The organism is Nostoc cf. commune SO-36, from assembly GCF_023734775.1.
GTDB lineage: Bacteria > Cyanobacteriota > Cyanobacteriia > Cyanobacteriales > Nostocaceae > Nostoc > Nostoc commune_A.
On the sequence record NZ_AP025734.1, the window covers coordinates 59,837 to 72,637 of the forward strand.

At 39.7% G+C, this 12,801-nt stretch carries 13 protein-coding genes; 6 read left to right on the top strand and 7 right to left on the bottom strand.

Going from position 1 to position 12,801, the window contains the following annotated elements:
- Nucleotides 1-20: 20 nt before the first annotated feature.
- From ANSO36C_RS32345 to ANSO36C_RS32360, 4 genes are all read right to left on the bottom strand, one after another.
- Nucleotides 21-1,340, bottom strand: a complete 1,320-nt coding sequence (locus tag ANSO36C_RS32345; protein WP_251960898.1) for a mechanosensitive ion channel family protein — start codon at nt 1,338-1,340, stop codon at nt 21-23.
- Nucleotides 1,341-1,586: 246 nt separating this feature from the next.
- Nucleotides 1,587-2,489 carry a sulfite exporter TauE/SafE family protein gene (locus ANSO36C_RS32350; RefSeq protein ID WP_251960899.1) on the bottom strand — a complete coding sequence of 301 codons (903 nt, stop codon included), beginning with the start codon at nt 2,487-2,489 and terminating at the stop codon, nt 1,587-1,589.
- Between the two features lie 20 nt (nt 2,490-2,509).
- Nucleotides 2,510-3,208 (bottom strand): MBL fold metallo-hydrolase, encoded by a 699-nt coding sequence (locus ANSO36C_RS32355; protein WP_251960900.1) that lies wholly within the window; start codon nt 3,206-3,208, stop codon nt 2,510-2,512.
- A 30-nt stretch (nt 3,209-3,238) separates the two neighbouring features.
- Nucleotides 3,239-3,688 carry a protein tyrosine phosphatase family protein gene (locus tag ANSO36C_RS32360; protein WP_251960901.1) on the bottom strand — a complete coding sequence of 150 codons (450 nt, stop codon included), beginning with the start codon at nt 3,686-3,688 and terminating at the stop codon, nt 3,239-3,241.
- A 90-nt stretch (nt 3,689-3,778) separates the two neighbouring features.
- Between ANSO36C_RS32360 and ANSO36C_RS32365 the strand changes: the two genes are divergently transcribed.
- The 5 genes from ANSO36C_RS32365 to ANSO36C_RS32385 all read left to right on the top strand — a co-directional run bounded on the left by ANSO36C_RS32365 (nt 3,779) and on the right by ANSO36C_RS32385 (nt 8,335).
- Nucleotides 3,779-4,123, top strand: coding sequence for an ArsR/SmtB family transcription factor (locus ANSO36C_RS32365; RefSeq protein WP_251960902.1), 345 nt, complete (start codon nt 3,779-3,781; stop codon nt 4,121-4,123).
- 136 nt (nt 4,124-4,259) lie between these two features.
- Entirely contained in the window at nt 4,260-5,459 is a 1,200-nt protein-coding gene (locus tag ANSO36C_RS32370) for an MFS transporter (RefSeq protein ID WP_251960903.1), read from the top strand.
- A gap of 138 nt (nt 5,460-5,597) precedes the next feature.
- On the top strand, nt 5,598-6,341 hold the full coding sequence (locus ANSO36C_RS32375) for a COG4705 family protein (protein ID WP_251960940.1): 744 nt from the start codon (nt 5,598-5,600) through the stop codon (nt 6,339-6,341).
- A gap of 59 nt (nt 6,342-6,400) precedes the next feature.
- Nucleotides 6,401-7,075, top strand: a complete 675-nt coding sequence (locus ANSO36C_RS32380) for a response regulator transcription factor (protein ID WP_251960904.1) — start codon at nt 6,401-6,403, stop codon at nt 7,073-7,075.
- A 15-nt stretch (nt 7,076-7,090) separates the two neighbouring features.
- Nucleotides 7,091-8,335 carry a sensor histidine kinase gene (locus tag ANSO36C_RS32385; RefSeq protein WP_251960905.1) on the top strand — a complete coding sequence of 415 codons (1,245 nt, stop codon included), beginning with the start codon at nt 7,091-7,093 and terminating at the stop codon, nt 8,333-8,335.
- Here the strand turns inward: ANSO36C_RS32385 and ANSO36C_RS32390 are convergent.
- A complete protein-coding gene (locus ANSO36C_RS32390) occupies nt 8,332-8,775 on the bottom strand; it encodes a DUF2127 domain-containing protein (RefSeq protein WP_251960906.1) in 444 nt (147 codons plus the stop codon). The genes ANSO36C_RS32385 and ANSO36C_RS32390 overlap by 4 nt on opposite strands.
- Before the next feature lie 327 nt (nt 8,776-9,102).
- On the opposite strand from ANSO36C_RS32390, the gene ANSO36C_RS32395 reads away from it, so the two are divergent.
- Entirely contained in the window at nt 9,103-9,291 is a 189-nt protein-coding gene (locus tag ANSO36C_RS32395) for a hypothetical protein (protein ID WP_251960907.1), read from the top strand.
- Nucleotides 9,292-10,083: 792 nt separating this feature from the next.
- On the opposite strand, the gene ANSO36C_RS32400 is transcribed toward ANSO36C_RS32395, so the two are convergent.
- Both ANSO36C_RS32400 and ANSO36C_RS32405 read right to left on the bottom strand, forming a co-directional pair.
- Nucleotides 10,084-10,632, bottom strand: coding sequence for a PepSY domain-containing protein (locus ANSO36C_RS32400; protein WP_251960908.1), 549 nt, complete (start codon nt 10,630-10,632; stop codon nt 10,084-10,086).
- A gap of 599 nt (nt 10,633-11,231) precedes the next feature.
- Entirely contained in the window at nt 11,232-12,800 is a 1,569-nt protein-coding gene (locus ANSO36C_RS32405; protein ID WP_251960909.1) for a TniQ family protein, read from the bottom strand.
- Between the last annotated feature and the right edge of the window lies 1 nt (nt 12,801).

Sequence of the window (12,801 nt, forward strand, 5' to 3'; positions counted from 1 at the left end):
GGTTAAAACTTATCAGAGAGTTAAGATGAAGCACTGTCACTATCCTTTAAACCGAATGCTGCTTGCCACCTTTGCGGATGACGCGGCACTAAAATTCTTACATCGGGGTCTGGTAATCCAATGTTCGCTTTTTTCAACGCAGCAACTATCGCCTGTCTAACTGCTGATGTCGTAGCCACAAAATCAGAACGCCGCGAATCTGTCCAAAAGCGGGTTTCAACTACAATGTCATCTTGTCCTAAATCTCGTATCCGCACAGAAACCCCCGGCTCATCAAGTACCTCTTGTGTTGCCTGGGCTGCATTTTTTAAAATAGTAACCACTTGTTGCAGGTCGCTATCGTAACCAATGAATAGTTCGACACTGCTACGACGGATAGGTGCAGCTGTGTTGTTAATGATCCGAGAAGTAAACACTTCAGCATTAGGAATTAGTACCACGCGACCATCGTATGTACGAAGTTGGGTAGCACGCAATTCTATACGCTCAACGTTTCCTTCGGTTTCGCCAACAACAATTTGATCGCCCAACTCAAAAGGACGTAAGACAAGGATTAGCATACCACTAATAAAGTTGGAGATGATATCCTTAAGGGCAAATCCCAAAGCAAGGCTAGTTAATCCTAATCCAGTCGCCACAGCCTGGGGATCAAAGCCAAAAGCATCGAGGGCAACTATCAAGCCGAGTGTCCAAACGGCGTAATATGCAAGCTGCTTAATTAGGTTTTCAACAGTCAAATCTTCAACAATGTGGCGGAAGATAATTCGCATCAGCCAGCGTATGAATGTGGCTATTGCCCAGAAAAGACCAATTACTAAAATAGCAGCGATCGCACGCGGAATAATTGTGATAGCAGATTCTATCAGTCGCCCAAAAGCAGTCTCTACTGATGCTTGTACTTCTGCTACAAATCGCCCCCAAGGCGAAAGGCGGCGTTGACTTGCTCGTTTAAGAGCAGCATCTATTGCCTGTGACCATTGGATAGCTAGCGCGTCAACAGTTGTTAAATTGTCTTGAGCATCTGTTGTAGTTAAAGTAACAATTGGTACTCCCGCAGTAGTAATAACGCGCTTTTGCTTATCTTGGGAAGTTTCAATCTGAGGTGGAGAAATTGCTGTTGGATTTTCTAATAACCGATTCATCCGTCGTTCGATTTGCCTTGCACGATCTGATGCCTTGGTGTTATCCACTGCACTTACTCGGAACAATGCACGACCATCTAGACGTACTGTTACTCGTTCATCTTGCGCTCTCACTGAATTGGGTATAGTTATTGATATCACAATCAAAATGGTGAGTAAAAATACCCAAATTGTGCGAGTCCGTGCTAGTTTGCTCAAGCGATTTGTGATTACTGTCCTGGTTCTTAGCCTCACAATTAAATTACCCTCGCAAACGTCCACTTAGCCACAAATCAAAATTTTTGATTTGCCTATTGATAAGGTTAATAAATTACTGTTATTGTTTAAAAATAAAGCTATGGCCGATATTTGTCTTCATGCTTGCGAAAGAAACCCTGAAGCTAAAAAGGCATAATAGCTTAACGCATTGGCATATTGTCTGTTTAGCAATTTGTTAACAATGATTCAAATAGAATTCCTGATTTTTTTGTAACCGAAATGAGAACGTGAATTCTGATAATGTTGCTCTTGCTGTATGTTGTGTGCTGCTGGGGAAGGAGAGGAGTAAAATTTGCTGCGATTTTGAAATAAAATAAAACTTGCTACTGCTATGAGCAAATAGCCAAATCCTCGTTGCAACTGTCTAGGCTGTACAAACTGAGAAAGATAAGCTCCACTAATTGTGCCGATGCTGGCAGCGATTGTAAATGAAGCCATGAGATGCCAATTCAGTGATACCTGTCCTAGATAGCCTAACAGTCCAGCAACAGAATTCATTGCAATAATTAGTAAAGAAGTGCCGATCGCTTGTTTCATCGGTGTATTTCCCAACAAAACTAAGGCAGGAACAATCGCAAATCCGCCACCAACCCCAACTAATCCAGTTAATAAACCTACACCTAAACCTTCACTCAGCATCCAAAGCCAACAGTATTTACATATTGGTTTGGAATATAAGCTTAAATCCAAATCAGTCGCAGCAACTTTTGGAACTGGTTTAGCATTTTTGTTAATCATAAATCCTGCTGCCAATAGCATCATCAAGGCAAACAGAATCATCTGGATTGTGCCAGTAATAAAAGGTAATGTCGCAAATTTCGCTCCTACATAAGCTCCTAACATTGTGGCAGAGCCAAACATGAAAGCGGTTTTTAAATTTACATTGCCTTGCTGCCAATGGGGGATGACACCAATCAGACTTACACATCCCACAATAAAAAGCGTCATGGCGATCGCAGGTTTCGGTGTCACACCCATGACATACACTAAAATCGGTACTGCTAAAACCGAGCCACCGCCGCCAATTAACCCTAAACTGATGCCTATACAAATGGCGAAAAAATGACCTAATATCCAGGCAATCGTCATAATGGATCGAGCAAAAGATTTTAACGGGTAAAAAGTAAGTTACCGCAACGTTCATTGGCGGGAACTGCTTCCATAATTTTTTGCGGTTCAGGTAAATCTAAACTGCCCATGAACTCAATGAAGTTTTGGCGATCGCGCCCGACAAATCTTGGATTCCAGCGTTTTTCTTCGCCAATGGTAGATACTGTCTGTCCACGATAGTCATGCCCAGGATATACCAAAGTTTCATCTGATAAAGTAAATAGTTTTTGTGTCACTGATTCAAACAAAGTTCCCGCATCACCACTTTGAAAGTCGGTTCGTCCACAGCCACGAATAAACAAGGCATCTCCAGTTAAAACTCGATCTTGATTAACTAAATACGCCATGTGGCTATCTGTATGACCTGGTGTGGCGATCGCCTGAATTGTTATGCTTGCCAATTGTAAGATTTCTCCATCTTTAATGTACCGATCTGCACAACTGGCTTGAGCTTTATCGGGAACAATCCCTAAACAATCGGTCATTTCCCGCAATTTGGCTGTACCTGTAATATGATCTGCATGGATGTGGGTTTCTAAGCAGTAACGCAGAGATAACCCTAATTCTGTAAGTAGTTTTGAATCACGTTCAACTTGCTCCAGTACCGGATCGACCAAAATAGCTGCTTGAGTTTGTTGATCTGCAAGTAAATAAGTGTAAGTGCTGCTTTCTCTGTCAAATAACTGTCTGAATAACATAGTGTTTCCTCTTGCAACAATGCCAAGACTTCAATTTGCTTGGGAGTGAGTTGAAACATAATGTTCAAGGAACTGTTTCATCTGCGGATTAGCACTACAATCAAAGCCAGCCGCAGCAGCTTTCTCAAATACTTGCTCTGGTGTCATTCCTTGTCGCGTCGCTACGTTCATAAATGCCATTAAACCCGCACGCATAGTACTGGCACAATGAATTAAAGCGGGTTTGGGTAGCTGATCAATTTGCTCAAGTACCTCTGTAGTCAGTTCATCGCTAATCTCGTTCGGCTTGACCGGAATGTTGACGTAGTGCAGCCCTAAAGCTTGTGCTTGTTGCTGTTCATTGCTGATAAAACCTTGTTCATCAGGCGATCGCAGATTGAGTACAGATTTATAACCTTCATTCACCGCCTGCTGTAACTGCTCTGATGTCACCTGTCCTGCTACTGTTAATTCATTGTTAATCTTTTTGACGTTTTCCATTGCTGTTTTATCTCTTAACTCTTACTACCATATTACTATCTGGTAATATGGTAGTAACTACATATAAGAAGATGTAATATTTAAGTCTGTATGTTAGAATCTTCCCCTCAAGCTCTTGCTCCCGTTGCTGAATACTTTAAAGTTTTGTCAGAAGTAAGTCGGCTGCAAGTTTTGTGTTGTCTCAAGTCAGGATCGAAAAACGTGACAGAAATCATCCAAGAAACCGGACTGGGACAAGCAAATGTTTCCAAACATTTGAAAGTATTGATGCAAGCGGGTATAGTCACTCGTCAACCACAAGGAATCAGTGTTTTTTACCAAATTACTGACCCGATAATTTTTGAGCTATGTGAGTTAGTGTGCGATCGCCTTGCTATTCGACTGCAAGAACAAACACAACAGTTGGAGCAACTGCAAGCACTGCGCCATCCGTAAAAATTGCTCTTTTTCAGAGGCGATAGGATTTCATTGTCAAGTGTGATGATGAGAAATGCAATTAATTGTGATTTAACAATTACAGCTTTCTCTTAGCACCGAATTACCAGTCATCAACCCAAAGGTAACAGCAACAGTGACAACAAAAACTTTTCAAACCATCCCCCGTAATGTTTGGGTTTTAGGATTTGTCAGCTTGTTAACTGATATTAGTTCTGAGATGATTCATTCAGTGTTGCCACTATTTCTAGTTTCGGTATTAGGGGCAGATTTGCTGACAGTTGGCTGGATTGAGGGAATTGCAGAATCAACTGCTTCTGTACTGAAAGTTTTTTCAGGAGCCTTAAGTGATTATTTAGGACAGCGTAAGAAATTGGCTGTTGTTGGTTATGGGCTATCTACCTTAGTTAAACCCTTATTCGCATTGGCAACTAGTCCTGCTTGGGTATTGATGGCTCGTTTTGGCGATCGCGTTGGCAAAGGAATTCGTGTAGCTCCCCGCGATGCAATAGTAGCAGATGTTACCGATAGCGCTAATCGTGGAGCCGCCTACGGTTTACGCCAGTCTCTGGACACTATCGGCGCATTTACTGGGCCACTAGTTGCATTTATGTTGATGTCTTTTTCAGGACAGAACTTTCGTCTAGTTTTCTGGTTAGCGCTGCTTCCTGGTATCTTAGCAGTAGCTCTTTTGGCAACGGGCGTGCAAGAACCCAGCAATATAAACAGTCAAAGGCAGAATAATCCTCTACAGTGGTCTGCCTTGCAAAGTTTAGGTAAAAGCTACTGGGTGCTAGTCGCAATTGCGCTACTATTTAATCTTGGTAACTCTAGCGATGCTTTTTTATTGCTGCAAGCACAGCAAGCTGGAATATCTGCTTCCCTAGTACCGCTTACCCTGGTTGTAATGAATGTAGCTTACTCTCTCAGCGCCTATCCAGTAGGATTGCTATCTGACCGCATTGGTAGATTGGGGCTATTAGTGGGTGGATTTTGTGTGTATGCTTTAGCATATCTAGGTTTTGCGTTTGTTGATGCTCCTTGGCAGGTGTGGGGACTTTTTGGGCTGTATGGGCTGCATCAGGGGATGAGTCAGGGCATATTGTTAGCACTGGTAGCAGATAGAGTTCCGTCCCATCTACGAGGTACTGCTTTTGGGTTAATTAATTTGGCTACTGGTGTAGCGCTCTTACCAGCTAGTTTGTTGGGAGGTGTTTTGTGGCAAACAATCAGTCCAAAAGCAACTTTCATCGCTGGAAGTGTTTTCGCTTTGAGTGCGATCGTATTACTGCTGGTATTTGAAGGCAGAAGACGGAAATCAGTAGGTAGAGAGTAAAAATCTTCATTGCCAGCCATATCTTTCCAAGTTCTTGACTTTTTCTCTCTACGATGAGCCTGCAAGTTCAGATGTTGTTTGTACCAGACTATGCTCATCTGAACTATGATTGCTTACTATTTTTATTGTGAAAAAGAAATGAACAAAGTTGCAAAAGTTACAATTTTCTTCTGGATTATGAAGATCATCGCCACGACACTCGGCGAAACCGCAGGTGACTTCATCTCAATGTCTCTTGGACTGGGGTATTACGTAGCCTTTGCCATAACGTTCGCCATTCTTGCTATTTTCCTGTTTTTTCAAATTCAATCCGACAGATATCGTCCAGCCCTTTACTGGGTAGCCATCATTGCGACAACCACAGCTGGAACCGAAGTGTCAGACCTGATGGATCGATCTCTTGGGCTGGGCTACGCAATAGGATCGCTTATCCTGGTAGCCGCTCTCTTGAGCGTTCTTGCCATCTGGTACTACCGGGATCGGGATTTGAGCGTTTATCCGATCGCAAGGAAAGACGCAGAGACAACCTATTGGCTGGCGATTCTGTTCTCAAACAGTTTGGGAACGGCCTTTGGTGATTTTCTGACAAGCAACTTAGGACTAAGCTATATCCAGGGCGCATTCGCGACGGCCAGCGTCATTGGTGTTGTCATCGCCCTTCACTACGTAACAAAGTTGAGCGATGTTCTCCTATTCTGGCTCGCGTTCATCTTCACACGCCCCTTCGGAGCCACCTTCGGAGATTTTCTTACCAAACCAATCAAAAATGGTGGTTTATCACTGCCAAGGGGCTATGCTTCGGCGATCGCCTTTATCCTGCTGGCAGTTGTCCTATTCTTTTCTGTGCGAAACGAGAAAAAAGTGCGTCACCCAATTGAGTGATGCGTTTAATCAGGCAGATGACTATTTTTTGTTAAATACAAAATAAATAGTATAAAAATATGAGAATCTTAATAGTTGAAGATGACGATCGCATCGCTAAACCTTTAGCCGAAGATTTAAAACACCAGCATCATGCTGTTGATATTGCTTGTGATGGGATTGAAGGTTGGGAATATTCCCAAGCAGGTAATTATGATTTAATTTTATTAGATTTAATGTTGCCGCGCTTAGATGGAATTACTCTCTGTAAACGGTTACGTGCTTCTAATTGCAACGCTTTTATTTTGATGTTGACAGCACGCGATACAACATCAGATAAAATAATTGGACTTGATGCTGGTGCAGATGATTATTTAGTTAAACCATTTGAACTAGAAGAATTAGCAGCACGAATTAGAGCTTTATCTCGGAGAAGTCCAGAAACTCGCCAATTAATCTTAATTCATGGTGATTTACAATTAGATCCTAGTAATTGCAATGTTACTTATGCAAGCAACCCTTTGTCATTAACACATAAAGAATACATGATATTGGAATGTTTTTTGAAAAATCCTACTCAAGTTTTAACTCGCTCTGCAATTTTAGATAAATTGTGGGAGTTTGATAAATTATCCGGGGAGGAAACCGTTAAAACTCACATTACAAATTTAAGAAAGAAACTCAGAGCGGTAGGAAGTTCAGAGGATTTTATTGAAACTGTTTACGGTGTTGGTTATCGTCTGTGTCCTAAGTAAGGGCAAATTTAGCTTATGTTTGAAAAAATTCGCCGTCGTTTACTGTTGTCTTATTTCATCGTATTATCATTAATCTTAGGTGGATTTGCAATTGCCGTTCGGATTGTCTTTACCCATAGCTTCCATAAACAACAAACACAAAAACTTGCTGTTCTAGCACAAGTTGCTGCTGCTAATGCCGAGTTTGATAACGGTAAAATTAAAATTGAAAATGACTTACCTCAAGATAAGTTGTTTGAAAATCATCAAGGGTTACACTGGTTTGATACTAAAGGTAATCTTATAGAAAAACAGGGACAAGATATTTTAAATTTACCTGTTCATGTAACGGAAGGAGAACAAATTAATATAGTTGGTAAAAATCGTATTCAGTCTGTCACTTTACCAATTATTAGTAGTGACGATAAACAATTCATTGGATATGTAAGAGCTAGTCAATCTTTAGAAGAATTCGATGAAACTTTAAATAAATTAGATTTGGGGTTAAGCGGTGGAATTGTTGTAGCTTTGATTATTAGTGGTGTTGGTGGAGTTTGGTTGACTCGTCAAGCAATGCAACCAATTGAAGAAAGCTTTGAACGGTTAAAACAGTTTACTGCTGATGCTTCCCATGAACTCCGCAGTCCTTTAATGGCGATTAAAAGTAATACAGGGGTAGCACTCAAGTATCCAGAAGGGATGCGAGAAACTGACGCAGAAAAATTTCAGGCTATTTCTAGTGCTACTAACCAAATGACTCGGCTCACTGAAGACTTACTATTTTTAGCTCGTCATGATAATATTCCTAGCCGGAGTAAAGAAATTATTAATCTTAATTCAATTTTAAATAACTTAGTGCAACTATATCAGCCGCAAGCGATCGCTAAACAAATTAATCTGAAAAGTCAGTTGACTGAAAAGCTTTATCTGTTGGGTGATATAAATCAAATAACACGATTATTTACTAATTTAATTCAAAACGCTATACATTACACCTCGTCAGAAGGAACGGTAGAAATCACAGCTAATCGTTCTGCTTCCGATATAGTAGTTAATGTCCAAGATACAGGTATAGGAATTGCACCAAAAGATTTAGAAAATATTTTTGAGCGTTTTTGGCGAGCAGATAAATCACGTTCTTATAATTCTGGTGGTTCTGGTTTAGGATTGGCTATTGCCCAAGCTATTGCTCAAAATCACGATGGATTAATTACCGTCACAAGTCAATTGGGAATTGGAAGTTGTTTTACAGTGCGTTTACCAGCAAGTTCTCTTAATTAATGTTTATAAAAGTGTCTGATCAAGTACCATAGTACAGCTATATTAGCCATAAAGACTAAAAATTTTAAAATTGTTACCCCTCTAATTAACTCATAGATTTCGGGAGGTATACTAATACCAACTAATCCAATAACTAATATCTTTGCCCAGGTTTTTTCATACCATAAACCGATAGTCTCAATGGCTGTCACAACTGCGTATATTGCAGTGGCAATTCCACTAAATTTTAAAGTTTGTGGTTTGATATTAATAATTTTTTCTAGTAACCACTCAATAACTTCGCGTTTACCTTCCAATATGTAAGATTCGGAAAAGGCTACAAGAGTATCATGTTTTTTTAAAGCTAAAAGTAGAATAATAGATGTAGCTGTAAGCAGTAAAGCAACAAAGCCTTTATAAATAACAATTGCTATTAAACCTGGAGGACGTTTCTTGATCATTTAATTTTCCTTACTTGTTACTTTATTGCTTATGGAAAGCTAAATAATTTGTCAATAAAAAGGTTAACAACCTAAATATTGGGACTTAGACAAAAAGTAGCCAGAAAAAACCATCAAACCTATATACAGAAAGACTTTGACATTACTTTGTCTTGTTGATTGATATATCTAGGTTTCAACCATTTTTTAGCCTTTGGTGTATTTTATTTGCTGTGCAAGGGTTTGAGGCTTGTTTTTGCCTCAAAAATGTTTAAGTCCTGATATATGATTGATTTATGACAATATTTATACTACCAGGGTACGTAATTAATTGATAACACTATTATTATGTTGGGATTGGGATTAACAAAGTCGGTCTTTGCAACTCAAATACCGTCTAGTGTTTCTGTCAAATCTGAGTATTCCAAACACACCCAATTCTCTCAAGTCAATGCTGAAGAGTCTGATCCATCCGATCCTGCTGGAGACCCACCTGGCGGGCCTGATGGCAATGGAGAGGATCGCCCAGAAGGTTAAGCCCAACTTTTGCACTTTATCTTGTTGTCCTTTTCGTTGAAAATTACCGTGAATTTAATACCAATTTGTTTTCTTAAATGTCATTCTGTAACCTAAAGCTTTTTCTGCTGGTTACATAGCGAGATGAAGTGTTAGCAAAGTGTTTCCTAATGGTAAGAATTTCGCGAGATTCTTTGTTAAGCTCGGTTTGCTCCAATATGACTAACTTACCTTTTTGATTGCAACTTGGTATTACGAAACTAACTACGTAGAGCTTTATTTTAACTGTTGAAGATAAGATATAGCGGTTTTCAGATCAGTGAGATACAGTTTAAAATCGCAAAACCTTTATGAGCCGCCCTTAACTGTATTGCATCCGACCGAGAACCGCCAGGGCAAACGCATCTAAATTACTCTTGATCACAACGAAGGTTAAGAACCAACGAAAAAATGAGGATTTCGCGCTTGATTATTTTTTAAGCCCTAAAGCGATCGCCTAAAATTTTCGCAATAAGTAAGAGTTAATGACATTATTTTTAGCTCTATTGAGAATAGACTTTGCTTATTGACATGATGCGGCCGCCCTGCCGAGAACCGCTATACTATCTTCAACAGTTTTATACAAAATTGTCATTTTTAAAATTTATGAGCGATCGCAAGAGAAAATATAATGTAACTGATACACCTGCTCAATCAAACATGAATGTAATAATTCGCATACAAATAAAGGAGATTGCTGAAAATAGTTCATTCAACAACCTCGTATTTAGCTATTTACAGCCACGCATCACTTGTGACTAGTAATAAATAACCCTACTTACTGCCTTCATTTGTTTCCCGTTCGTTATTATTCTCCGTAACTTGAATGCTACTCTTTGGACGAGAAGCTTCATTTTCATCGCTTTCCTGGTTCGCATTCTCAGTGTAGAGAACCTTACCATTACCAGCGTCAACTTTCACCTCTTTTTGACCAATTTTTACAGCATAAACTAAGTTACCATCTTCATTTTCGAGTTTTACACTACTAGCTTTATCACCGACAGAAGTTTCAGCAGCTTGTTTAGCTTGTTCTGCTGTAATTTTAGCTAAAGCTTGTAGTTTTTTGTCCTCTTGCTGTTCTTCTTGATCATCATTAGTTTCACCGTCACCATCACTTGCTTGAGCTATTTTAGTGTGATGAACACCATTCTTCATGATTTCATGAGCTTCTGTAGCGTCATTAGCTTCGCCATCTCCGTCACTAGCTTGAGCTACTTGTACACTGTTTTGTGAAGGAGAGGCACTTACGGTTTTGACCACTGCACCAACACCTAAAATACTCATTAAAGCAGCTGCTAAAGCGATTTTTGTTGAAGTTTTCATGTGTGTCAATCCTGGAAATATGTGTTTTTTGAGCAATCCAAAATAATTAGCAGATACAAATCCTTAATTGTGGTATTTACACCTGCTTGAGATTTGCTATGGCTTCACTTTAAGAATAAAAAGTCAAGAAGTCGGAAAGATTGATTGAGATTATAAAAAATTAGTTTATTAACTATAGGACTAATATTGGGAGCAATGCGATTTTGTGAGGTGCTTAAAATTCGGGTGCTAAATCACCTATTTAGGGGTGCGATCGCAGCTAAATAACTGTTTTTATTGAGAATCTAGTTCTATAACTGAGAATTAAAGTCCGATCTAACAAAATCGCATTGCTCCCCTAATATTTGATTTCTGAAAAAGCTCCGTACATTTGAAGAGTCGCAAAATCAAAGGTAGTGTGTCGGATAAACCACTCAAACATCCACTTTAGATGGGGTAGATATAGCGAAGCTGTCATGAAGGGCAAGATGGACTGAAAACTCTTACTGTCGGTGGAACCATAAGATTGCCGTTTTTACGTGCTTATGCTTCCAATTGATTTCGGCAAAATTATGCTTCCAAATAAACAAGCGTGCCATTCATTCCGGTATAGATCATGCTTATTCATAGCCGAGAGAGTTTTGAACATCACGTAGAGTCTTCTTAGCATACCAACTCAGCATGACTCCTGGCTTAGTGAGAAGCTGAGTTACCCTAGCTTGAGTCGGCTTGTGTCCTGTTTCATGAAGCAATTGAGCAATATCAATAATCTCTTGGCATATGCGTTCCCTTTTCTCTTGTCCACTAGCTTTCTGGTACTCTTTATACCGCTTAGAGATTTCGCGAGAAAGTTCAGAGAAATATCGGTATAAATAGCTGTTATTTTTATAGCCAAGTCGTCGATTAATGGAAAGAAGTGAAGGAGGTGGAAATTCTTTGAGTGCTGCTTCCAGAATAGGTTGTATTTTTTGCTGTTTACTTACCTTTCTGTACTCAGCATGTCTGATTTTGATTGACTCACATAAAGAAGGAAAATGATATTGCAAAACTAAAGGACGATATCTCAAACGCAGTGCCACATATTCCAAAGAAGGTGCAGGATATTCCTTGAGTACCTCTGTTAGAACTACATTTAAAACTTGTTTTCTCTCCAAATCTAAGTGCTTATAAGATTTTCTTGGCTGCTTAACTACATTCAGTTTTGGTGAGAGAGAACTGTTTTTTGAGTCAGTTAATAATAAGTCTGTTGTTAATAAATCTAACAGAGATATTTCTAGATAGTGAGTTAAAACTAAAAGATTATCAATCTGAGGTATTACTTTTCCTTTACACCACAAACCAATTGTTGCTTTATTCATCCCAGATTGCCGAGAAAATGCAGGGATACTAGATTTAAAAACTTGCAAAATGTAGCTAGAAATTGTATTACTAACTTTCTGAAGATTAGGAGGAGAATTGAGAGTAGGTGTTACTGCAACTAGCTCTCCCAAATTGTTAACTATATTCAATTGCCGATTTCGTTCTGCTTCTGACTTTATCAGGCTTGTAAAAACAGTTTTATGTCGATTATTTCCCAGCCACTTACCACATTTATTACAGTGTCCGGTTCGGGAGTCCCCAGAAATTGTCAGTTGTTGTTGATGACAGTGAGGACACTGCTCTTGCAACGGTTGATGATGGTAAGGACAGACTTGGGCAGTATTGATAGACCAGAGAAGTGGTTCATAAACACTTGTGTGATTGTCATGCCATTCTTGGTAGCATTTGGGACACCAAGCCCGGTGACGACGGAGCAAGCCTCTTTTAGAAATGACCTGCGCCCAAGGTAACAGGGTAAGGTAGTGCAAGTCCAAACGCCTAGTTAGCGCAGACATTGCACCCACAAGATTAGTTGCCATGAACCCTGTTCCATTAAACGCTGTTCTATCTCTGCCAGTTCCAAATACTTTGCTAATACTTTCGTCTTGCAATTTTGCTTCTTTGCCCATTAGTGGGGCAATTTCGGTTATAGTCAACCGTCTAACAGTGACGCAATGTTCATGAGCAAGTCTTTGCACATAGCCTGTTAAGCTCTCTACATAAGGAGTTCCTATACCAATTGGCTCTAGATGATATAAGCGACTTCTTTGTGGGATAGCAGTTTTCTCAATATCCCATGATGGGTAAAGTTTGAGGGTCTCTTTGAGCATA